Source organism: Deinococcus roseus (assembly GCF_014646895.1).
Lineage (GTDB): Bacteria > Deinococcota > Deinococci > Deinococcales > Deinococcaceae > Deinococcus_C > Deinococcus_C roseus.
In genome coordinates, this window is record NZ_BMOD01000004.1 from 59,586 (window position 1) to 82,267 (window position 22,682).

21 protein-coding genes are annotated in these 22,682 nt (G+C 57.1%); 5 read left to right on the forward strand and 16 right to left on the reverse strand.

The genetic code is table 11. The annotated features are described in order from the left end of the window. Window positions 1–42: 42 nt before the first annotated feature. Window positions 43–810: a type I methionyl aminopeptidase gene (map, locus tag IEY52_RS07435; protein WP_189001925.1), complete on the reverse strand. Its 768-nt coding sequence runs from the start codon at window positions 808–810 to the stop codon at window positions 43–45. A gap of 128 nt (window positions 811–938) precedes the next feature. On the opposite strand from map, the gene IEY52_RS07440 reads away from it, so the two are divergent. Then, the gene (locus IEY52_RS07440) at window positions 939–1,199 is read left to right on the forward strand and encodes a hypothetical protein (RefSeq protein ID WP_189001926.1); all 261 of its coding nucleotides are present in this window, start codon (window positions 939–941) and stop codon (window positions 1,197–1,199) included. A gap of 20 nt (window positions 1,200–1,219) precedes the next feature. On the opposite strand, the gene IEY52_RS07445 is transcribed toward IEY52_RS07440, so the two are convergent. Then, window positions 1,220–1,621 (reverse strand): hypothetical protein, encoded by a 402-nt coding sequence (locus tag IEY52_RS07445; RefSeq protein ID WP_189001927.1) that lies wholly within the window; start codon window positions 1,619–1,621, stop codon window positions 1,220–1,222. A 141-nt stretch (window positions 1,622–1,762) separates the two neighbouring features. Beyond that, a complete protein-coding gene (locus IEY52_RS07450) occupies window positions 1,763–4,771 on the reverse strand; it encodes an ATP-binding protein (RefSeq protein WP_189001928.1) in 3,009 nt (1,002 codons plus the stop codon). A 345-nt stretch (window positions 4,772–5,116) separates the two neighbouring features. Here IEY52_RS07450 and IEY52_RS07455 point away from each other — a divergent pair, with 345 nt between their 5' ends. Next, window positions 5,117–5,734 (forward strand): phospholipase A2, encoded by a 618-nt coding sequence (locus IEY52_RS07455; RefSeq protein ID WP_189001929.1) that lies wholly within the window; start codon window positions 5,117–5,119, stop codon window positions 5,732–5,734. Window positions 5,735–5,867: 133 nt separating this feature from the next. Here IEY52_RS07455 and IEY52_RS07460 read toward each other — a convergent pair whose 3' ends face one another. The 12 genes from IEY52_RS07460 to IEY52_RS07515 form a co-directional block, all read right to left on the reverse strand. Further along, the gene (locus IEY52_RS07460) at window positions 5,868–6,773 is read right to left on the reverse strand and encodes a hypothetical protein (RefSeq protein ID WP_189001930.1); all 906 of its coding nucleotides are present in this window, start codon (window positions 6,771–6,773) and stop codon (window positions 5,868–5,870) included. Further along, window positions 6,770–7,123, reverse strand: a complete 354-nt coding sequence (locus IEY52_RS07465; RefSeq protein WP_229684675.1) for a PadR family transcriptional regulator — start codon at window positions 7,121–7,123, stop codon at window positions 6,770–6,772. The genes IEY52_RS07460 and IEY52_RS07465 overlap by 4 nt, the downstream gene beginning before the upstream one ends. Window positions 7,124–7,309: 186 nt before the next feature. Beyond that, window positions 7,310–8,758 (reverse strand): NAD-dependent succinate-semialdehyde dehydrogenase, encoded by a 1,449-nt coding sequence (locus IEY52_RS07470; protein ID WP_189001933.1) that lies wholly within the window; start codon window positions 8,756–8,758, stop codon window positions 7,310–7,312. Next, entirely contained in the window at window positions 8,755–10,245 is a 1,491-nt protein-coding gene (locus IEY52_RS07475; protein WP_189001935.1) for an amidohydrolase, read from the reverse strand. Before IEY52_RS07475 ends, IEY52_RS07470 begins: the two co-directional genes overlap by 4 nt. Continuing rightward, window positions 10,242–10,874, reverse strand: a complete 633-nt coding sequence (locus IEY52_RS07480; protein WP_189001936.1) for a GNAT family N-acetyltransferase — start codon at window positions 10,872–10,874, stop codon at window positions 10,242–10,244. The genes IEY52_RS07475 and IEY52_RS07480 overlap by 4 nt, the downstream gene beginning before the upstream one ends. Then, complete coding sequence (locus tag IEY52_RS07485; RefSeq protein WP_189001937.1) at window positions 10,867–12,222, reverse strand: aspartate aminotransferase family protein; 1,356 nt, start codon at window positions 12,220–12,222, stop codon at window positions 10,867–10,869. The genes IEY52_RS07480 and IEY52_RS07485 overlap by 8 nt, the downstream gene beginning before the upstream one ends. 203 nt (window positions 12,223–12,425) lie before the next feature. Then, window positions 12,426–13,466, reverse strand: coding sequence for a polyamine ABC transporter substrate-binding protein (locus tag IEY52_RS07490; protein WP_189001938.1), 1,041 nt, complete (start codon window positions 13,464–13,466; stop codon window positions 12,426–12,428). Beyond that, window positions 13,463–14,254, reverse strand: coding sequence for an ABC transporter permease (locus tag IEY52_RS07495; protein ID WP_189001939.1), 792 nt, complete (start codon window positions 14,252–14,254; stop codon window positions 13,463–13,465). The genes IEY52_RS07490 and IEY52_RS07495 overlap by 4 nt, the downstream gene beginning before the upstream one ends. Further along, a complete protein-coding gene (locus IEY52_RS07500) occupies window positions 14,251–15,156 on the reverse strand; it encodes an ABC transporter permease (RefSeq protein WP_189001940.1) in 906 nt (301 codons plus the stop codon). Before IEY52_RS07500 ends, IEY52_RS07495 begins: the two co-directional genes overlap by 4 nt. Further along, window positions 15,153–16,190, reverse strand: a complete 1,038-nt coding sequence (locus IEY52_RS07505) for an ABC transporter ATP-binding protein (RefSeq protein ID WP_189001941.1) — start codon at window positions 16,188–16,190, stop codon at window positions 15,153–15,155. Before IEY52_RS07505 ends, IEY52_RS07500 begins: the two co-directional genes overlap by 4 nt. Next, window positions 16,187–17,482 (reverse strand): 4-aminobutyrate--2-oxoglutarate transaminase, encoded by a 1,296-nt coding sequence (gene gabT / locus IEY52_RS07510; protein WP_189001943.1) that lies wholly within the window; start codon window positions 17,480–17,482, stop codon window positions 16,187–16,189. The genes IEY52_RS07505 and gabT overlap by 4 nt, the downstream gene beginning before the upstream one ends. A gap of 83 nt (window positions 17,483–17,565) precedes the next feature. Further along, window positions 17,566–19,056, reverse strand: coding sequence for a PucR family transcriptional regulator (locus tag IEY52_RS07515; protein ID WP_189001945.1), 1,491 nt, complete (start codon window positions 19,054–19,056; stop codon window positions 17,566–17,568). 100 nt (window positions 19,057–19,156) lie between these two features. Here IEY52_RS07515 and IEY52_RS07520 point away from each other — a divergent pair, with 100 nt between their 5' ends. The 3 genes from IEY52_RS07520 to IEY52_RS07530 all read left to right on the forward strand — a co-directional run bounded on the left by IEY52_RS07520 (window position 19,157) and on the right by IEY52_RS07530 (window position 21,360). Next, window positions 19,157–20,329, forward strand: coding sequence for a MalY/PatB family protein (locus IEY52_RS07520; protein ID WP_189001947.1), 1,173 nt, complete (start codon window positions 19,157–19,159; stop codon window positions 20,327–20,329). 115 nt (window positions 20,330–20,444) lie between these two features. Beyond that, window positions 20,445–20,585: a hypothetical protein gene (locus IEY52_RS07525; RefSeq protein WP_189001949.1), complete on the forward strand. Its 141-nt coding sequence runs from the start codon at window positions 20,445–20,447 to the stop codon at window positions 20,583–20,585. A gap of 127 nt (window positions 20,586–20,712) precedes the next feature. Next, window positions 20,713–21,360: a bifunctional 4-hydroxy-2-oxoglutarate aldolase/2-dehydro-3-deoxy-phosphogluconate aldolase gene (locus IEY52_RS07530; protein WP_189001952.1), complete on the forward strand. Its 648-nt coding sequence runs from the start codon at window positions 20,713–20,715 to the stop codon at window positions 21,358–21,360. A 64-nt stretch (window positions 21,361–21,424) separates the two neighbouring features. On the opposite strand, the gene ispG is transcribed toward IEY52_RS07530, so the two are convergent. Continuing rightward, entirely contained in the window at window positions 21,425–22,645 is a 1,221-nt protein-coding gene (gene ispG / locus IEY52_RS07535; protein ID WP_189001954.1) for a flavodoxin-dependent (E)-4-hydroxy-3-methylbut-2-enyl-diphosphate synthase, read from the reverse strand. Window positions 22,646–22,682: the final 37 nt, after the last annotated feature.

Here is a 22,682-nt window from a genome sequence, read left to right on the forward strand (position 1 = left end):
TAAGCAAAAGCTTTCTTTGCCCTCAGCCCCTGGTCCTCAGCTTCAAAGGGTCAGAATGTCCGCCCCTTTAGAGGTCACTGCAATGGTGTGCTCAAATTGCGCAGAGAGCGAGCCGTCTGCTGTCACCACAGTCCACTCATCGCTGAGGAGTTTGGTGGCGTAATGGCCTGCGTTGATCATGGGTTCGATGGTGAACACCATGCCCTCTTTCAGACGGGTGTTGTAGGTGCTGTTGAGGGAGCGGGAGTTGGGCACCCAGTGGGGAATGTCTGGCTGTTCGTGCAGTTTCTTGCCAATGCCGTGCCCGATGTACTCTCTGACCACACTGAAGCCTCTGGATTCTGCCATTTGCTGAATGGCGTAACCGATGTCTTTGATGTAAGAGCCAGGTTTGACGGTCTTGATGGCGGCTTCCAGGCATTCTCGGGTGGTGTCCACCAGTTTGCGGGCCAGGGGGGAAACATGGCCCACTGTGTAGGTGTAGCAGGCATCTCCGTAATAGCCGTCCCATTGCACCCCGATGTCCACACCCACAATGTCTCCCTCACGCAGGCGGTAAGGACTGGGGATGCCGTGGCAGATGCCTTCGTTGACAGCCACACAGATGGTGTTGGGGAAACCCCGGTAACCGATGTAGGCCGGAATGGCCCCTTTGGAGCGGATGAATTCTTCCGCAAGTCTGTCCAGTTCGAGCAGACTTGCACCAGGCCTGACAAAAGGTTCCAGGTAACGGAAGGTTTCCGCCACCAGTCCTCCGGCCCTGCGCAGTGCTTCGATGTCTGCATGGTTTTTCAGCGTGATCCGCGACATAAGGAATAGATTAGCAGACTGACCGCAGGCAAATGGAGCAAAAGTGGGTTTGCCTGTCTGGTCTTTGCTGGTCCTTGCAACCCCTTTGAGAGAAATCCCGTAGCCACTTGCAGATTGCGAGGAACTGAATGAACCTGCTGGGTCTTCCTTATTGGGTCTGGGGCATCTTGAGTTGTGGTGTGGCAGTGCTGTTTGTGTTTGTTTACCCGTACAAACCTCTGACTGGCATACGGTTTTTTTTGCAGCGCTGGGGGCACAGCCTGGTGTGGCTGTTTCTGGCTGCAGCCTGTTTTGTGGCCCCTTCCAGCCCGGATCTGGCCCGAAAACTGGCAGGGCTGGGAGGCCTGATGTATCTGGCCTTCATGCTGGGCACTTTTGCTTTTGGCTGATTGAGGTCACACCTGCAGCCTCACGGCCTTTTCAGCAGTGAGGCCTTTTTCATGGCTTCTGTGGGTTTTGCGGTCTGCTTGACCGTCAGGCCTCCAGAAGCTGACTGGGCAAAACTGAGCAGGAGATGGTTTTTGAGGTCCTCGCAAGACACCGTGTAACCCACTGCTGAATGTCTGGCACTTTCTTTTCTGGGAAAAAGGGTCACGGTGATGCTCTGGTTGGATGTGACACACCTGGAGTTCTCGGAGATCTTCTGCCAGGAATTCTGGTTTCCCAGAGGGTATTTCAGGCGTGTGCCATCTGGCAAGTCCAGGGTGATCAGCTGCAGGCTCTGGGGCTTTTTGAGGGTGTGTTCTTTGACGTAAACCACCAGTTCTGGCATCTGGGGGCTCAGGGCAGGAGCAGCATAAAAGGGGATCACAAATCTTTTTTCCTCCTGCACCACTGTAGTTTCTGCAAAGCTGCTGTGCATCAGGAAAATTCCCCTCAAAAAGCAGGAAAACCTCTGGTCAAAACATGCTGCAAAATCCCGCTGCCCTGTCGGTGACCCAGACCTGCAGAATTACAGGAAAACCCTGTCCGAAAGCACCAGACCTGACTTGCTTTCCTTTAAAGAGGTGATCCCCTCCTCAAAACCTGCACCTGCATGGTCTTCCAGAACCCATCCCTCAAGCAGAGCAACCCACTGGTGCAGGCTGAGGCAGCTGCCTTCAGTTTCCAGACGGTGGGCTTCAAATTCTCCCACGGCAGCACGGCTTTGCTGGTACAACGGGATGGAACGCTGGGGGATGGGACGGGAGAAAGGCAACTGAATTTTTCTGCTCAGGGTCTGGGCTGCACCCCACAACTGCAATGCCATGCGGGTTTGCTGGAAATGGGCTGTGAGTTCTGCCAGATGCTCCAGGGTGGCAGGCACCGATTGCAGCTGGTTCCAGTTGACTGCCAGTTTGAAGCTCTGCACAAAGTGCCGGGTGGCTTTCTCCAGGTGGCCCTGTGATCTGGCAATGCATGCCAGATCGTAATGGGAAACGGCCATTTCAAAGGTGTTGTCCAGTCGGTTCTTGGCCTCAATGCAGCGGGACATCCACAGGTAGGCTTCTTCATGTTTTCCAAGGTCGGTGGCCAGAATGCTCAGGCCTTCAAAGACGTAAGCGATGAAATGGTGCGTTCCCTGCTGCTGAATGAGGTGCAGGCTGTGCTGAAAACATTGTCCTGCCTGTTCAAAATCTCCTGCGATGCGAAACACATGCCCCATGCCCAGGTGGCTGAAGGATTGCTGGTGTTTGCAGGCTGCGGGCATCCGTGACATGACTGCCAGATTGTTCTGAAAGAAATTCTGGGCTTCTGGGATGCGGCCCTGGATCAGGTACATGGCCCCCAGACTGTTGCGGGCTGCACAGGCCGTGTGGAACACCTCATGCTGTTCGGCGTACTGCAAGCTGTCCAGGTAATGCTGCTCTGCCTCTGCAAATTGGCCCAGAAAGCGGGCAAGGTTTCCCTGATTCAACAGCAATTCCGCATAATGCTCTGGCTGGCGTTGCACTCCAGGCAGTTTTCGGACTTTGCTGAGCCATTCAAAGGCCTGCAAAGTCATGTTGCGGGTGACCCACAGCAGACACAGGGGTGTGAACAGGGGCAACAGGGTTTTGATGTCCTGAAGGTCAAAAAGATGCTGGCAGGCAATGTGCAGGTTGTCCTGTTCCTGGGTCAGTTTCTGCAGGACCAGTTGCTGGTTTGCCCCAAAAGCATAAGGATCGTGCTGATGCACGTAAGCCGCAAAATAGCGGGCATGGCTTTCTCGAATCTGCTGGACCACTTCTGGAAATGCCTGCTGCTTCTCCGCCACATATTCACGGATCAGTTCGTGCACCTCGAAGCGCTGGTCGCTGCCCCGCACCCGCCGCACCAGAGAATGGTCCACCAGGGAAAGCAAATCACGGTTGCTGATTCCCGTGATTTGCAGGGCAGACACCCTTTCAAAACTTCCCCGGAACACCATCAGTTTGCTGAGGGCATGTTGCAGATTTTCAGGGAGCAGCCGCCAGGAATGCTCAAAGACAATGCGCATCCCGGAATGCCTTTCAGGAAGTCCGGGCAGGGCTCCGGTCAGGAAGTCCAGGCTTTTATCCAGTTCATCTCGAATTTCGGTCCATCCCAGCAGCCGCCTCCAGGCTCCAGCCAGTTCCAGGCCCAGAGGAAGCCCCTCCACCCGCTGACAGATCTGGCCGGCAGCTTCCCAGTCTTCTGCAGTCCAGTCTGTGGGTCGCTGCACCCGATTGGAAGCTTCCAGCAGCAATTGGAGGGCAGGTGAAAGGGCAGGTGAAAGGGCATCTAGAGTTTCTGCAGCCTGCAAACCTCCCAGGGCATGCACGTGTTCTCCCATCACCCCCAGGCAGATGCGGCTGGTCAGCAGCACCTTCACTGCTGGCAGGTCATGCAGCCAGCGCACAAATTCACGGGCCTGGGGCAAAATCTGCTCCACATTGTCCAGAATCAAAAGTCTGGACTGATGCCCGAGGGTCTGGCGCAACTGGTCTTCCAGCAGGGGCATGGGAGAGGCGGACAGCCCCAGTTCCTGGGCCAGTTTCTGCAAGATGGGCTGGTCTGCTGGATGCCCCACCAGACTGAGAAAACAACCCTGCATCTGTGTTTGCCGGGCCACTTCCAGCGCAAGGCGGGTCTTCCCTGCCCCTCCCACTCCAGTCAGGGTGAGGATCTGGATGCCAGGGTCTGCCAGCTGTTTGAGGATGACCTGCAATTCCTGTTGCCTGCCCAGCAAGGAGGAAGTCTGCTGCATTGAAGGCACTGCGCGTTCTCCGGGGTGTTCACCTGATGCCACCACAGGAAACACAGCAGGGAATTTTTCTGCCCTGAGCCGTGCAAACAGCTGCTGGGTCTCGGTGCGGGGTTGCATCTGCAATTGCTGTTCGAGGTCACGCACAAACTTCAGGTAGCGTTCTGCAGCAGCATCCTGGTGGTCATTTCTGCAAGCCACGCGCAGGTAATCGCACAGCACATCTTCTGCCAGACCATCCTGTTCCAGAATGTCCTTCAGGACCTCCTCTGCTTTCTGGGGGTCCTGCTGCTGCAATTTCAGGGCGTGCTGGTGGGCAGCCGTTCTCCATTGGGATTGCAGTTTGAAGCGCTCCAGATCCAGCCATGCGGTAAATTCATCTGAGGCCTCTGTGGCACAGCCCATCAAAAGCAAGCCGTGGTGAATCTGGTGTGCCTCCTGCCAGTTGCGGCGGCTGTAAGCCAGGCGGAAGAGGTGCAGGTCACTGCCTTCAGTCCACCTCAGGCGATGGTTTTCCACTTCCATCTGGGGGGCCAGCCCCTGGTCTTTGATGCGCAAAATCAACTGCCTGAGGCGGGTGCGGGCCACACTGCCTTCTGCATCTGGCCACAGCACATGGGCCAGTTCTTCCCGCATGACCCAGTCTTCCTGGGCGGCCAGATAGGTCAGGAGCCACAGGGAGCGCTCGTTGGGCAGCGCCTGGGATTGCTGTCCCACCACCATCCTGGGCTGTCCCAGGCAACAGAAAAGCTGAGTTTGCTTGCGGGTTCTTTTCATAAAAACAGGGTTGAGGATTCAGGTCAGCAGAAATTCTGGTCAGGTCAACAAGCAGGACTGCCAGTGCATCCACAGACACACCAGCCACTTTCCACCACTTGCACCCACAGGCTGCTTTTCTGGATACAGTCTAACAAAAATGCACCCCAGTGCTGGATTAGGGGAATTCCCCATCGCAACTGAAGCCAATCTAAAATCGCTTAAAACAGCTGTTCCAAAAAGCATTTTTCAATTTACGCCCATTCTACAGCTGCCTCTTAAGATGGTCTCAGGTGAAAGGAAGAACCTGCACAAAGCACCTTCCCACTGAAGATCCAGACCCACTTTACTGTTTTGGAGGCACCCATGAACCTGAAAATGATTCTGCCCGCAGCCCTGCTGACCCTGACCCTCGCTGCCTGCTCCAGCACCCAGGTGCCCACCAGCACTGCCCCGGCAAGCAGCATCAGCGCCGAAGACCAGGCCCTGTTGCAAGAGCTGGAAGCCAATCAGCCTGAAGTCGCCAGAACCTTCCGGGAAGCCCTGCAGCAATCCCAGGAAGCCCAGGTGCAGACCCAGGGTGAAATCCAGGCCCAGAGCGTCACCTCGGTGATGGAATCCATCGCACTGGGCAGCAATTCCAATTACAACAGCAAATACAGCAGCCGGGGCAGCTACCCCTCCTATGACTGGAACCGCGATGGGTGTTCTGCCCCAAGCTGGGTTTCCGCCATCTTCGGAAATGCCAACAGCCGCTTCCGTCCGGCCTGCAACCAGCACGACTTTGGGTACCGCAACTACAAGAAATTCCACATGGCCAACGAATGGAACCGCCTGAAGATCGACAGCAAGTTCTACAGCAACATGCTCTCCATCTGCTCCAGCAATTACAGCTGGTACAACCCCCTGCGTTACGCCTGCAACAAGAGCGCCGAAACCTACTACAACGCTGTGCGGGTGGCCGGATGGTCCCACTACTACTGATACTGAGATTTTCAGAGGGCGAAAAGCTGAAGGCCAGACACCTGAAAAGCTCCAACAGAGCCCAGCAGATCAAACCAGCAGGATCCCAGAACTCAAACATTCTGGGATCCTGCTGGTTTTCACGTTCCTGAAATCACTTCAGGGCTTTTGGGGGATGCAAAACAGGAGGACGGATGCGTTTCTGCACCATGTCCCAGAGGATCAGCACCAGCACCAAAACCAGCCAGCCCCGGGTACCTTCGTCGGTGGCAGGGCTGATGAAGATGTTGCCCTTGACCACCCAGAAGGTGAGGAGCAGCAAAAACCCTGCACTGGTCGCCAGGTCCAGCCTGCGGGTCAGGGTGGTCCAGCGTCCTTCACGCCACACAGCAGCATGAACGCCAAAAGAAGCGGTCCAGAGCAGCAGAGCGAGAAGGCCCTGAATGGGAAGGAAATCTGGGTGGAAAGCCAGCACCTCAGGCAAAACCCCTGGCAGGGATTTCACGAGGTAGGGCAAGCTGACCATCAGGGCCACCGCCAGAGCGAAACCCAGCAAACCCACAGCCCACACAGGTCGAGACACCCGCTCTGTCTGGGCAAGGCGAGGGGACCACTGGGAACGGATCAGGCCCTGGGCTTGCAGGAAATGGGCCAGCAGGGAGAACATCACCACAAAACCCGGAATCCAGAAAGCCCCCAGTCCAGCCCCAAACCACCAGCGGGCGAGCGACTGTCCAGTAAACACTTCAGGCAGGGTCAGTGCCCATTGCAACGCCATCCCGGTGAGGGACACCAGCAGAAAAGGCCGGGTCTGGTTTCCAGGGAGGAAAGCTGGGATGGGAGGCTGGTAACGCTGGGCGACTTCTTCAGGGTGCCCGAAGCGCCTGAGCATGTTCAGGGTCATGGGGGCTGTGGGATCTGTTCCCTGCTGCTGGGCCTCTTCCTGCAGCATTTCGGCCAGCAGACCCCGCAGTTCAAAACCCATTTCGTTGCGGTCTTTTGAAGGGAGGTGCCGGATCACGTCCCGAACGTAGGCTTCAATGATCTCCTGTGGATTCATGTGCTTTCCTCCTTCAGCAAGCCCGTCAGGGATGCATTCAGGGCATTCCATGAGGCCGTGAGTTGCCTGAGCAGGGCTTCACCCTGCGCGTTGAGCTGGTAGTACCGTCTGGGCTGACCGTCATCGGTGCGCCATTCGGACTGCAGATGACCCTGACTTTCCAGGCGGCGCAGCAGCGGGTAAAGGGTGCCTTCTTCGATGGGCAGGTTCTGCTGGGCGAGGGCCTGACGCAGGGAGTAACCGTATTGTGGCTGCCTGAGCTGGGACAGCACAGCCAGCACCAGCACGCCCCTGCGCATTTCGAGTTCCAGTTTGGGAGAGGGGACTTCATCCATGTTCATTCCAGTCATTCTGTCACCTGATGCTGTGTGCCACCCTGTACTGTTTATCACATGGTACTGTGCGAGACACAGTACGTCAAGTCTGGTTTTTCGTGAGCTGCTCTTGTCCGCTCCAATTCTGCTCACCCACACGTTGAAAACCAAAAGAAGCAGTCCTTCCAGACATCGGAGGACTGCTTCTTTTTTACTGACTGATTATTCGTACAGGCCGTAACTGACCAGTTTGACTTCCAGGTACTCCATCAGGCCCCAGATGCCCCCTTCGCGTCCAACCCCGGAGAATTTGGTGCCTCCGAAAGGAACGTGTGGGCTGGCTGCGCTGGGCACCCCGTCGTTGACCCCGACAATGCCGTAATCGAGGGCTTCCGACACTTTGAAGCCCGTGGCGATGTCCTTGGTCCACAGGTAAGCTGCAAGGCCAAAAGGGGTGTTGTTGGCCAGTTCGATGGCTTCTTCGGTGGTCTTGAAGGTGGAGATGGCCGCCACAGGCCCGAAGGTCTCCTCGTTCATGATCAACATGTCTGCAGTGACATTGGAAAGCACGGTGGGAGCGTAAAAGAGTCCTCCCAGGCTTTCCCCTCCAAGGTCCAGGGTTGCGCCCCTGTCCACAGCGTCCTGCACGTGACGCTGGACTTTTTTCAGGCCCTGTTCTTCCACCAGGGGGCCAATGCTGGTGGTCTGTTCGATGGGGTTGCCCACCTTGAGGGTTTTGACTTTCTCGACCAGTTTGGCGGTGAAGGCTTCTGCAATGTCTTCATGCACGTACAGGCGGTTGATGCACACGCAGGTCTGGCCCGCATTGCGGTACTTGGCCAGCATCACTTCCTTGACGGCCAGATCGAGGTCTGCGTCCGGGAAGATGATGAAAGGAGCGTGTCCTCCCAGCTCAAAGGAGATGCGCTTGAGGGTCTGGGCGGCCTGGGCATACAGAATTCGCCCGACTTCCGTGCTGCCCGTGAAGGTGATCTTGCGGCAGTCCGGGCTGTCAATGAAGGGTTTGCTGACCGGAACGGGATCCAGAGCAGGCAAAACCTGGAAGGTGCCTTTCGGACCTCCGGCTTCTTCCCACAATTCGGCAAGGTACAGGGCGGTGACAGGGCTTTGCTCTGCAGGTTTCAGAACCATCACGCAGCCTGCAGCCAGCGCAGGGGCAACTTTGCGGGTCACCATGCCAGCCGGGAAATTCCAGGGGGTCACGGCATAACACACCCCGACAGGCTCGTAGCGGGCCATGGCGCGTTTGTGGTCGAAAGGCATGTGCAGCATTTCGCCTGCATTGCGTTTGCCTTCCTCTGCGTACCATTCTGCAAAGCTTGCAGCGTATTTGACCTCACCACGGGTTTCGATGATGGGTTTGCCCATCTCCAAGGTCATGATGCGGGCCAGTTTTTCGCTGTTCTCGTGCATCAGGGCGGCCCATTTCGCGATGATTTTTCCGCGCTCAAAGGGATTGACTTTTTTCCAGACCTTGTAGCCTTCCAGAGCGGCCTGGAGTGCTGCTTCTGCTTGCTGGGCACCACAATCTGCCACTTCAAAGAGCTTTTCTGCAGTAGCAGGATTGCTGATGGTGAAGGTGCGACCTGTGGAAATCCACTGTCCGTTGATGTAAGCCTGGGTCGGGTAATCCAGTACCTGGGTGGTCATGATGGGTGCTCCTCTGCAAGGATGGTTCTGAGAATTCGGGCTTCCGGGTGGTCCGGGGCATGGCTGAGCAGCACAAAATCTGCTTTTTTGCCTGCCTCCAGGGTGCCGTACAAATCCTGCTGTTGCTGGGCTTTTGCCCCTCCCAGCGTGTAAGCTTCCACCGCTTCTGAGAGGGTGAGGTTGTTTTCTGGACGCATGCCTTCATGGGTGGCTGCACGGATGCCTTCCAGCACCCGCAGTTCCTTGACCACCGGACCATCGCTGGAGAGGGCCACGGTGAGTCCAGCATCCAGCATCTGTCTGAGGTTATAACACCTTGGCTTGAAACTTTCAGGGAGGTAACGCTCAAAGTTGATGCGCAGTTCCCGCAGAAAGATTGCCTGGGGCACCACGATGATGCCCAGGTCATGGGCCAGTTGCAGGTGTTCAGGACCGGGCAGCCCAAAATGCTCGATGCGGTGCCGAACTTCGCTGGGATGTTCAAAGTAAAGCCTCTGGTAAATGCCCAGCACCTGATCCAGTGTGCGGTCCCCGATGGCGTGGGTTCCAATCTGAAATCCGGCCAGATGGGCTTCTTTCATCAGGGCGTAAAGTTCTTCGGTGTCAAAGCGCAAAACGCCCTGTGAAGGCTCCGGGGTGTTCTGGTAAGGCACACTTAAAGCCGCAGTTGCCCCGGAAAGCCCACCATCAGCAAAGAACTTCACCGATTTGACCCTCAGGAAGGGATGGTCAAAGGGTTCTGGCAGAGGGTAAGTTTCCTTGCCCCCATCGGGCCTGCGGATGAACAGGACATTCACCCGGATGGGCAGCTCTCCCCTTGCTGCAAGGTTTTTGTAGGCCTGCAGGAGGGGCGGATCCACGGCAGGATCGGTGGCATGGGTGCAGCCCTGATCCCGCAGGTGCTCACACCCGGCCAAAACCCAGCGTTCGTAGTCCTGCACGCTGGGTTTTGGCATGGCTTTCTGGATCAGGCCCAGCGCGGTTTCCAGCAGCAGGCCGTTTTCAAAATGCACCTCACCGCCTGGAGGGTTGGGGGTGTCCCCATCAATTCCAGCCAGCGAAAAGGCCAGCGAATTGGCTGCATGGATGTGGGCACAGGTGCGGGTCAGCAAGATGGGGTTTTCCGGGGCAATCTGGTCCAGTTCCGTTCTTAAAGGAGGCCGTTTTTCCTGCAGGCTCGCTTCATTCCAGCCTCTGGCGTACAGCCATTCACCGGGTTTCAGGGTCTTTAAGCGCTCCTGAATGGCCGAAAACAAATCTGGCAGGGTCTGGATGCCCCTGAGGTCCAGGGTGGTGGTCCTCAGTTGCCCGACCTTCCAGATGTGCACGTGGGCATCGTTGAAACCGGGGAGCAGGTGGGCACCTTCAAGGTCAACGACCTGATCTGCTTCACCTGTCTGACCCAATGCCTCGATCCAGCCCTCTTTGACCAGAATGGAGGTGACATCACTGCCCCAGATCCGGGCGTTCTTGTAGAGGGTGGTCATGCCATCCGCTCCGGGTTCTTCCAGACGATGAAGACCCCGTAATTGCCGCAACTGGGATCTTCAAGGTAATCGGGGATGATGCCGTGCACCTGATAGCCCCGTTTCAGTTGCACACTCAGCACCGGGTCCCGCAGTTCCCCGGCCATCACCTTCTGCACGTACTCTTCAATCAGGAGGTCCCGGTGCTGGTGGTACCCTTTGGGCATCGCTCCGGCCACATGGCCCTTCAGGCCCAGCCTGCGGATCAGGTCGTGTCTGGCGTTGTAGAGCAGGGTGCTGAGGCCGTATCCCCGGTAATCGGGATGCACCGCGATGTCTGCTCCATACAGCCACTCCCCTGCTGGATTGTGGTTGGTGAGGTAATTGCTGTCCACGGCGTCCATGTAACGGTGCTGGAAGTGGTCAAAGTCGATGTCCATGCGCAGATCGCTGCTGGACCCCGCCACCAGACCTGTTTCCAGATCCAGCACAGCATGTTGCCCTTCTGGGAAAACGTTCTGATGGGAGAGGTAATGCTCTTCTCGCATCAGTTCATCTTCGGCCAGATCCGGGAAGCAGGCCCGCTGGATTTCAGCGAGCCTTGCTGCCATCTCCGGGGTGGACTGCACCACCTGAAAACGTTCAGGCACGGACCACCCCCAGGTCCTGGTCCACCTGCTGCACCACTTCCGAAACGATTTGCAGGGCTTCACGAAGCTGGTCTTCGGGGATGTCCAGCTGGGGCAGGAAGCGAATGCAGTTGGTGTACAGACCCGCACGGATCACGATGACCCCTTTTTGCAGGCTGCGCTTGACCACCTCCACCACGAAATCCGACCAGGGTTCCAGGGTGTCCTGGTCTTTCACGAACTCCACGGCCATCATGGCCCCGACACCGCGCACCTCTCCCAGGGCTTTGACTTTGCCCTTGAGGGGTTCAAAGATTTCGCGCACCACGGCTTCCACCCGCGCGGCCTGGGACAGCACTTCGGGGGTGTTGATGTGACGGATGGCCGCAAGGGCAGCAGCGCAGGCCACTGGATTTCCACCGTAAGTGCTGCCCACGCCACCAATGTGCGGTGCGTCCAGAATCTCTGCCCGTCCGGTCACTGCACTGATGGGCATGCCGCCCCCCAGGCTCTTGGCACTGATCACCAGATCAGGAACCACACCAGAATGCTCAATGGCGTAAAGCTTCCCGGTGCGGCCCGAACCCGACTGGATTTCATCTGCGATCATCACGGCCCCTTCACGGGTGCAGATCTCACGGATTTTGCGCAGGAAAGCGTCCGGCATCGGGATGAAGCCCCCCTCTCCCAGCACCGGTTCAATCACGATGGCCGCCAGGGCCGTCCCATCCACATGGGAAATCAGGGCGTGTTCCAGGTTGTCACAGCACCACTGCAGGTACGCCTCCTGGGTCATGCCTTTGGGCGTGCGGTACAGGTTGGGCACGGGCACCCGGTAGATCTCTGAAGCAAACGGGCCAAAACCCTTCTTGAACAGGGCATACTTGCTGGTCATGCTCATGGTCAGGTTGGTGCGCCCGTGGTACGCCCCCTCAAACACAATCACCCCCTGCCTGCCCGTGAACCTGCGGGCAAATTTCACGGCGTTCTCCACGGCTTCAGAGCCACCGTTGGCCAGCAGGGTTTTCTTTTTGAAATCTCCGGGCGTGATCCGGTTCAACTCCTCGCAGAGTTCCAGATAAGGTTCATAGGTCGCCACAATGGAGCACATGTGAATCAGATTCTCGGCCTGCTCCTGAATGGCTTTGACCACAAAATCTGGTGAATGGCCCACCCCGAGGGTGCCAATCCCCCCGGCAAGGTCGATGTAGGTGTTGCCATCCACATCTTCCACCAGCGAACCTTTCGCACGTTTGATGGAAATGGGCATGGCCTGACCAAGTGCGCCTGAAACGTTCTCCACACGGCGCTTCATGGATTCGGTGCTTTTGGGACCCGGGATGGGGGTGTTCAGTTGGATGTGGGGCATGGTTTCTCCTCAAGAGCCGAGGGCCGAGGGCCGAGGGCCGAGAGCAACAACACAGCTCTCTCCCAGGACCTACGGATTCATAAGTTGCAAAAGCGAAAGCTTCCATGCCCTCGGCCCTCGGCTCTGGGCCCTCGGCACTGACGCTTTCCTTCAGTGACCTTCAACGCATCCTGGAGGCGGAATGCAAGCCGTAAGCGGCGTCATCACCGCGACTTCACTTCGGTCCAGACCTCGTCATAGAGCCTGTTGTCTTTGCCCAGGTCAATGATGTATTTGAGGTTCTTGATTTCTGCATCCGAGGGATAAATGGCCGAATTCTTGCGGTCTTTGGGATTGATGTAAGGCAGAGAGGCCTTGTTGGGGGTGGCGTACTGGATGAAGTTGGAAAGCTGCGCTCCAACTTTGGCGTCCAGCAAATAGTTGATGAACTGCATGGCAGCGTCCTTGTTGGGGGCTTTGGCCGGGACCATCAGGGAGTCCACCCAGATGCTTCCGCCTTCTTTGGGCAGGGCAAACCCGACTTTGGGGCTTTCGGTCATGGCGCGGGCAGCGTCTCCGTTGTAGGCCACGGCCATGGCCACCGTTCCGGCCAGCACCTTGTTCTTGCCGATCACGTTGGCATCAAAACCCAGGAAGTTGGGGTTTTTCTTGGTGTCCAGCAGCAGTTTTCCCGCAGCTTTGACCTTGGCAGGATCCACGGTGTTGATATCCACACCCTGATAGCCCAGGGCAATGGACATCATTTCCCGGATCGAGTCGAACATCACGAATTTTTTGGTGGCCTGTTTGGGGTCAAAAAGCACGGCCCAGCTTGTTGGAGGGGTCTTGATGATGTCCTTGTTGTAGACCAGTCCGATGGTGCCCCACTGGTAGGCCACCGAGTATTTGTTGTTGGGATCAAAGGGCAGTTTCTTGAATTTGGGGTCCAGATTTTTGATGTTGGGGATCTTCTTGAGGTCCAGAGGCTGCACCAGCTTGAGGTTGATCAGGGTGGGCACAATGAAGTTGGAGGGCACGATCACGTCGTACTGGCTGACCCCTCCGGCCTGCAGTTTTGCCACCATTTCCTCGTTGGATTCGTAGAGGTCCAGGCGCACCTTGATGCCGGTTTTCTTCTCAAAGTCTTTCAGGATCTGGGGGTCGATGTATTCAGACCAGTTGTAGATGTGGAGTTCTTTCCCGGCTGCAGAGGCAAAACCAGAGACCAGGGCAAGGCCAATCATCCATGTGTTGAGCTTTTTCATTGTGACTTCCTCCTTGAAAGACGCTCTGCGAAGAGCACCAGAATGACCGTGACCAGAAAAACCAGGGTGGAAAGGGCGTGAATTTCGGGGGTGACCCCCCTGCGCACCGAGGCGTAAATGAAAAGGGGCAACGTGGTGCTGGTGGGTCCAGCCGTGAAGAAACTGATCACAAAATCGTCCAGCGAGAGGGTGAAGGCCAGCATGGCCCCGGACACGATGCCAGGAGCCAGCAGGGGGAGCAGCACCCTTCTGAGCACATCGGCGTTGCTGGCATACAGATCGCGGGCCGCCTCTTCGAGGTCGCGAGAGAACACCTTCATGCGGCCCTGCACCACCAGCGTCACAAAAGCCACCTGAAAGGTGACGTGCCCGATGATCATGGAGGGCATGCCCAGCTCAAATCCGCTGAATGCCGCCCGCACCAGACTGAACCCCACCACCAGAGAGGCTGCAAGAATGATGTCCGGGGTGACCACGGGCAGGTAAAGCACCGTGCTGAAAAAATTCTGTGCCCGTTTTCCCCAGGGGTAGCGCTCCAGGGCAATCGCCAGCATGGTCCCGAGCACCGTGGCGATCAGGGTGGAGACCACGGCCAGAAAGAGGGTGTTTCTGGCCGCTTCCATGATGTCCTGGTTTTGCAGCAGTTTGCTGTACCAGTCCAGCGTGAAACCCTGCCAGACCATGCCGTATTTGGCCCGGTTCACCGAGTAGATGCCCACCGCCAGCATGGGGAGGTACAGGAAGGCCAGGGTTGCCAGGGCAATGCCAGACACCAGATGCCGTCTCATACGAGGTCCACCTCGGTGGCGCGGGTGCGGTAAATCCTTAAAGCCACCAGGGTCAGCAGCATCAGACCCAGTGCGATGGCTGCAGCAAACGGCCAGTCCCGACTGGCCCCGAATTGTTGCTGGATCAGGTTGCCCACCAGCAGGTATTTTGCGCCTCCCAGCAGGTCAGGCACCACGAACATGCCCATCGCAGGAATGAAGGTGAGGATCACGCCCACGGTCAGGCCAGGGAGGGTCTGGGGCAGGATGCCCTGCATGAACACCCGCACCGGGTGGGCGTACAAATCCTGTGCAGCCTCCACCAGATTCCAGTTGAGGCGCTCCACACTGCTGTAAAGCGGCAAAACCACGAAAGGCAGGAAAGCCGAAACCATCCCCAGATACACCGCAAAGGCGCTGGGGTAAAGGGCATCTCCAGGGGTGACCAGATGCAGGGCAGCCAGCAGCTTCACAAAAGGAGATTCTGGGGCCAGCAGCAGAAACCATGCGTAGGTGCGGATCACCAGGTTGGTCCAGAACGGAATGATCACCAGGGTCAGCCACAGGTAACGGGTGCGTTCAGGACGGGTGGCAATGAAAAAAGCCAGTGGGTAGGCCAGCAGCACAGAGCACAGGCTGGTCACCCCAGCCACCAGCACAGAGCGCCAGAGGATCAAAAGGTAATCCGGGCTCCAGCCAAACAGCCCGAAGCCCAGTGCCCGCTTGTAGTTTTCGGGACTGAAGTTCCAGACGATGTCTCCGTAGGTGCCGCGTTCTGCAAAGCTGACCACAATCAGGACCAGTCCGGGCAACACCAGAAAACCCAGCAGCCACAAAAGCGCCGGGAGCAAAAACACCATGCCTCTCCGGCGCAGGCTGCCCGCAGAGGTGAGTTCGCCGTACCAGACCAGCACGTTTTTCATGAGGTCACCTCCAGCGGAACCAGGGCCTCTGCTGGAAAGTGCACGTAAATGTCCTGCCCCACACTCAGGTGCTGGTGGGGAGGGGTGCGGACCCGCAGGTCTTCCCGGTCCAGCCACACCTCAAGGTAAGACCCCCGGTACACCACATCCCGCACTTTAGACGGGAAAGTGTTAACCAGGGGCGGATCTTCACAGAGCTGCACCCGTTCCGGGCGGATCACCAGCATGCCGTCTTTCCAGGCGGGAATGCTGTCCAGTTGCAGGCGTCCAAAGGCAGTGGTGGCCGTTTTCTGTTCGATTTTGGCCTGAATCACATTGGCCAGACCCAGAAACTCTGCCACAAAGCGGCTTTTTGGGGTGGCGTACACCTCTCTGGGCACCCCGACCTGTTCCACAGCCCCTCTGCGCATCACAGCAATGCGGTCTGACACGCTCATGGCCTCGTCCTGGTCGTGGGTGACCAGAATGAAGGTGGTTCCCAGTTGGTGTTGCAGGCGGCGCAGTTCCACCTGCACTTCTGTGCGCAGTTTGGCATCCAGTGCACTCAAAGGCTCATCCAGCAACAGGACTTCGGGCTCGTTGACCAGGGCACGGGCCAGGGCCACACGCTGCTGTTGCCCCCCGGACATCTGGTGGGAATGCCTCTGGGCAAACTCTGTCAGGCGCAGCATTTCCAGGGCGTTCTTGACCCTTCTGTCCACCTCTGGGCCAGAGACCCGCTTGCTGCGCAGCCCGAAAGCCACATTCTCATAGACGTTCAGGTGCGGGAAAAGCGCGTAGGACTGAAACACCGTGTTGACAGGCCGCTGCATGGCGCTTTTCTGGGAGATGTCCTGACCGTGCAGCAAAACTTGCCCTCTGTCTGGAATCTCAAAACCCGCAATGATCCTCAGCAAGGTGGTCTTGCCACACCCTGAAGGCCCCAGCAGCGTGAAAAACTCTCCCGATTGGATGTCCAGATTGATGTTCCCAAGGGCTTCGACACCTGCAAAGGATTTGTTGATGTCCTGCAATCTGAGTCCCTGTACGCTCATATCACCCCACTGGCCGCCATCATGGCTTCATCGAGAAGGTTTAAACCACGCTGTACATCGGATAAATTTGCAGTCACAGGCACCAGAACCCGGATCACCGATCCGTGCATTCCAGCCTTCAGAAGCAAGAGGCCCTTTTCACGCGCAATCTCAACAATGCGCTGGGTGAGGGCCGCGTCGGGGGTGCGACGCTCTCTATTTTGCACGATTTCCAGGGCCATCATGGCCCCAATCCCACGCACCTCTCCAATGAAAGCGTGTTTTTCAGCCAGCCTGTGAAATTCTTCCTGAATCAGGGAACCCAGCGCAGCGGCCTGGGAAAGCCCGTCTTCTTCCAGAATGTCCAGCACCGCCAGACCTGCAGCACAGGCCAGAGGGTTTCCGGCGTAAGTTCCGCCCAGTCCTCCGGGAGCAGGCGCGTCCATCACCTCTGCACGGCCAATCACGCCCGAGAGGGGCAAACCTCCTGCGAGACTCTTGGCCACGGTGATCAGGTCAGGAACCACGCTGGAATGCTCCATGGCAAACATCTTCCCGGTGCGTCCAAACCCGGTCTGCACCTCATCTGCAATGAGCAAGAAACCGTACTGGTCGGCCAGTTTGCGAAGCCCTTGCAGGTAGGTTTCTGGAATGGGAATGAAACCCCCTTCTCCCAGCACCGGTTCAAAGAGGATGGCTGCAATCCGACTGGGATCAATGGTGGTCTGGAACAGCTCTTTCAAGGCTTCCAGTGCTTTTTCGGCATCCCAGCCGCGGTAAGCGTGGGGCACCGGAGCATGGTAGACCTCTGGTGCATAAGGCCCGAAATTCTGCTTGTAGTAGGCGGCTTTCCCGGTCAGGCTCATGCCCAGCAGGGTGCGCCCGTGAAAAGAGCTGGTCAGGCTGATGATGGCCGGTCTGCCCGTGTAGGATCTGGCGATCTTCACAGCGTTTTCCACAGCCTCTGCCCCTGTGGTCAGGAAGATGGTTTTCTTCTGGAAGTCTCCGGGGGCCAGGGCATTGAGCCTTTCAGCCAGTTTGATGTAAGGCTCGTACATGGCCACCTGAAAGCAGGTGTGCGAGTAGCGCTCCAGTTGTGCCTGCACGGCCTGAACCACCCTGGGATGGCTGTGCCCCACATTCTGCACCCCGATGCCTCCCACAAAATCCAGGTATTCCTTGCCGTCCACATCCCAGAGTTTTGCCCCTTCTGCACGGGCAGCAAAAATGGGATGGGCGTTGCTGACCCCTCTGGGGATGTGCTGGGTTCTCAGGTCCAAGAGGTGCTGGGTTCGCGATTCGGCTCGGGTCACAAAGGAACCTCCAATGTAGCTTGTATGACATTTAAACTACCTGTCTAGATGGTTACAAACCATGTGTTTTGAGCACAAAAATTTCAGGGTTTTTTGGAGGTTTCATACAAAAGGTGCGCAGCCAGTTGCAACCGGAAACGCAGCTGCACGTCTTCGAGGTCCCAGCCTGTGGCTTCCTGAATCCGTTCCAGACGGTACCTGAGGGTGTTGATGTGAACCTGCAGGGTGGCCGCTGTTTTCTTGAGGTGAAACCCCTCACGCACAAAAGCCAGCAGGGTGTTTTTCAGGTCTTCTTTTGGAAGGGCAGCGAAAAGGTCCTCCAGAAAAGCCGCTCTGGCGGCCCGGTCCCCTCCCAGCACACGAGGAATCAGCAGATCAGCATACTGGTGCAACTGGCCCTCTTTCAGGTAAGGCAGCATGATTTGCAGGTCCTGATAGGCCAGACCCACCTCAGAGAGTCCCTGATGCACCCTGGAAAACGCAACACTGGTTCCTGTCCGTTGCAGTCTGGTCCAGAGCTGCTCTGGAGGCTGATCTTCGGGCAACACGAACACCACATGGTTCTGCTGCAAACTGAGAAGCTGCGGTGCAGCACAGCTTTTGAGCACATCCCTCAGGTCTGCAGCCAGCACCTCTCTGGACTTGAAAGCCGCTTCAGACAGCGGGACTGCAGTGTGAAGCTGCAAGGCACCCAGACGGAATTTCAGGTCTTTTTTGAACCCCAGACGGGCTGCCCGTTCCACCACCTGCACGGACATGCTTTCTGAAGCGTCCAGCAGGGATTCAAAAAAAGCGTAACCCAGACGGGCTTCCTGCAAACTGAGGGCACGTTCATGCACGATCTGCAACGCGGCCACCACCGAAGCGTGCTCTGCTGCCCGCACATCCAGTTCAGACAGTGAACCCTGCCCCCCACGCACCACCACCCAGCCTGAACGCTGGTCTCCCACCCGGATGGGGGCCACCACACTGTCTTTTTCCAGAGCAGCCCCTTTCAGGCTGAAGGCCATCTCTGGCACCTGAAATCCCTGATGCCTTGGAAAGGCACCCAGCACTTCCCCACCTGCGCCCACAAAAAGCACTTCCCGGTCCAGCAGTTCGGACAGCACCCGTGCCAGTTCTGTAAACCCGGCCAGCGTGGACACCGCCTGGGTCAAAGCCCTATGAATCTGTTCAGAACGCTCCAGCAAAGCATAATGCTCCCTCAGAAGCTCTTTGTGGATGGCCTCGGTCAGCACCCCAAAAGGGATTTCCCAGGGAAGCTCAAAGGCAGCCAGACCGCAAGCCTGGGCTTCTTCTCTGGCCACTTCCGGGAAATGCTCAAAAAAATGCGGGACAGCCAGCGCAATGCCCACGGGTTTTCTTTCCGCAATCCGCCGGATGAAAGGCCGCAATTCCTCCGGGTCATGCGGCCAGGTGTACCCGGTGGTCAAAAGCAGTTGCCCCTCCTGAATCCAATCCCAGGCATTGGGAATGTCAATCACCGCCACCCAGCGGACCTCCTGTTCCAGCGACACCCGGGTGACCGGCCTGAAGCGAAAAAGGTTCAAATCCAGCAGATGGGAAAGCTTCATTGGTTACATTTTAGGGGTTTGGCCAAAGGGCAAGGCAAGGGCAAAAAATCCTGTTGCTGCACAAGCATCTATAGGGTTTTTCTGGCGTTATACTGCTGCAATGAAAGAGATTTTCGATGCCATCACCACAGCAGATTGCAGAACATATCCCGGATCCAAATGGCAAACCCATCCAGAAAGTGTGTTGCCCCTGTGGGTGGCAGACATGGATTTTCCCATTGCCAGAGAAATTCAACAGGCCATTCAGGAACGGGCAGCAGGTTTTGTGGGGTATCCCCAGCATGGAGGAGATCCCCAGGTGCTGCTTGCACTGCAGGAGCGTCTGAAATCCCGTTTTGACTGGGACATCTCTGCCCGGGATGTCCTGACCGTGCCCAGCCTGGGACGCGCCCTGCACACCTGCATTGCGGCCCTCAGTGAACCCGGAGAGGGCGTGATCACCCAGACCCCGGTGTACCACCGGTTTCTGATCGGGATCCGGGAAACCGGGCGCGTTGCACTGGAGAGCCCCATGCTGTTTTCTCCTGCAGGCTGGGAACTGGATTTTGAGCAACTGGAATCGCTGGTGACCCCCCAGACCCGTGTTTTGATGCTGTGCAATCCGCAGAACCCCACCGGAAGGGTGTTTTCCAGACTGGAACTGGAAAAACTGGCAGAATTTGTCCTGAATCATGACCTGCTGGTGATCTCTGATGAACTTCATGCCGATGTGAATTATGGACACCAGCACACCGTTTTTGCCAGCCTGAGTCCTGAACTGGAGCAGCGCACCTTCACGCTGTATGGACCGGGAAAAACCTTCAATCTGGCCGGTCTGGGTCTGGGTTTTGTGATCTGCAAAAACCCTGCGCTGCTGGACAAATTCAAGCAAGTGCTGCTGGGCACCCTTCCTGAACCCAATGTGCTGTCCAGTGCAGCTGCACTTGCGGCCTACACCCAGGCTGAAGTGTGGGAAAAAGAGGTGCTGGCTTACCTGCAGGCCAACCGGGACCATCTGGCGGCACGATTGCAAAAAGAATTGCCTGAGGTGCAGTTTGCTCCACTGGAAGCCACTTACACCCAGTTGCTGAATTTCAGGAATTACAGCTTTGCTCCTGAAGCACAAAAAGTACTGCTGCAAGGCGGTCTGGCCCTGAATGAGGGTTCCAGCTTTGGCAAGGACTTCTGGGGGTATGCGCGCATCAATTTCGCCACCAGCCGTCAGATTCTGGATCAGGCCATCGACCGAATGGTGCAGATTGTGCAAGCCAGACAGGAAACCGTCAGCAGCTGATTTCAGATTGGATTTCAGGACCCTCACAGGCCCACTGCAAACCCCTTCAGCCAGACCAGATGGCTTTCATCTTTTTCCTGACAGGCATCTCATGCAAATCGTGCACAACTGAGTTATGGAATATCTGGTGTTGCTTTTTGTGCTTTTGCCTCTGGGCAACCTTTTGCTGGAGCGTTTTGAAAAACCCATTCCCGACCACGAACAACCCCTGAGGGTCTGGCTGCAAAGTGCTTCAGACCGCACCGAAAAACATTGAGCTTTCCTCCTCCCCGAACATTCGGGGTTTTTCTTGCTTCAGGGTACGGATCCAGGCTGTAAAATGACAGCAGCCTCATATTGGATCAAGATTTCAAACCTGCCCCGGCACACCCAGGAGGAACTTCATGTTTGATGCAACCACACTGAAAACACAGCTGCGGGCTGCAAAAATGGTGGGCGTACTGCGTGCCCCCACAGCAGAAGCGGCAGTGCAAGCTTCACTGGCTGCCATTCGGGGGGGCCTGAAAGCCATTGAACTGACTTTCACCACGCCAGATGCCCCCCATGCCATTGAAAAACTGCGTTCACAGCTTCCCGAGGGGGTGCTGCTGGGTGCAGGCACCGTCACCACACCAGAACAGGCAGCACTTGCCCTGGAAGCCGGGGCTCACTTTCTGGTCAGCCCCCATCTGGGAGAAGATGTGCTGGAAACCGCCCACCTGCTGGGCATCCCTTACCTTCCTGGTGTCCTCACCCCCACCGAAATTCACCGTGCCCATTGCCTGAAAGCCGAACTGCTCAAGATCTTCCCCATCGGGTCCAGTGGAGGAGCAGCTTACCTGAAAGACCTGCTGGGTCCTTTCCCGGACCTGCAGGCCATGGTGACGGGCAGTGTGGGACCAAAGGAAGTCAAAGATTACCTGGATGCTGGAGCCATCGCTGTGGGTGTGGGCTCCAACCTGTTCCCAAAAGAAGCCATTGCACAAGGCAACTGGGATGCCGTGGAACAGGCCACCAGAACTGCTTTTGAAGAGGCAGGTCTCGGCGGCTGAGCACAGACCGTCCAACAAAAGACCCTGCCTTGTTTTCAGGCAGGGTCTTAAAGGTGAAATTCGATCAGGACACAACCGGGCTGTAAGTCTTTTGCACGTAGGCTTCCAGAAGTTCCTGAAACTCCTGCACAATCCTGGGGCCTTTCAGGGTGGTCAGCAGTTTGCCATCCTGATAGACCGGAGCACGGGGGTCCTCTCCAGTTCCGGGCAGAGAAATCCCGATGTTGGCGTGTTTGGACTCTCCGGGGCCGTTCACAATGCAGCCCATCACGGCCACCTGCATGGCTTCCACGCCAGGCAGGGATTTCTTCCATTCGGGCATGCGGTCACGGATGTAATCCTGAATGTCGCGGGCCATCTCCTGAAAAAGGGTGCTGGTGGTGCGTCCACAACCAGGGCAGGCCGTCACCTGGGGTAAAAACTGGCGGAGTCCGAGGCTTTGCAGGATCTGCTGGGCCACCTCCACTTCTTTTTTGCGGGGTGCCCCCGGTTCTGGCGTGATGGACACCCGGATGGTGTCTCCAATGCCTTCTGCCAGCAGCACCGACAGGCCCGCAGTGGAAGCCACCACACCCTTGTCTCCCATCCCGGCTTCGGTGAGGCCCAGATGCAGGGGGTAGTCGCATTTTGCAGCCAGCAGGCGGTACACCTGCCAGAGTTCTGGTGCACTGGACACCTTGGCAGACAGGATGATCTTTTCCCGTTTCAGGCCCAGTTCTTCTGCATAATGGGCGCTTTCCAGGGCAGACACGATCATGGCGTCGATCATCACATCCGTGCCACTCCTGGGCTCTGGAAGTTTGACATTCTCGTCCATCATGCGGGCCAGCACGCTCTGGTCCAGGCTGCCCCAGTTCACCCCGATGCGCACGGGTTTGTCAAAGTCTTTTGCGACTTCAATCATGGTGGCGAAGTTCTCGTCGTGCCGGTCTCCCACTCCCACATTGCCAGGGTTGATGCGGTATTTGGCCAGCAATTCTGCCGTTTCTGGAAATTCACGCAGCAGGATGTGACCGTTGTAATGAAAATCTCCCACCAGCGGAACATGGATTCCAATGTCTGCGAGGCGCTGCACGATTTCTGGCACGGCAGCAGCACTCTGTTTGTTGTTGACGGTGATGCGAACAATTTCACTGCCCGCGTTGTAAAGCTGGGCCACCTGAATGGCGGTGGCTTCGGCATCTGCAGTGTCGGTGTTGGTCATGCTCTGCACCACCACCGGGTGGTCGGAACCCACCCACACCCCACCCACATTGACATTTACGGTCTTGCGACGCTTGATCATACGGGACCATTGTACTCGCGTCTGGTGAGGGCATTGG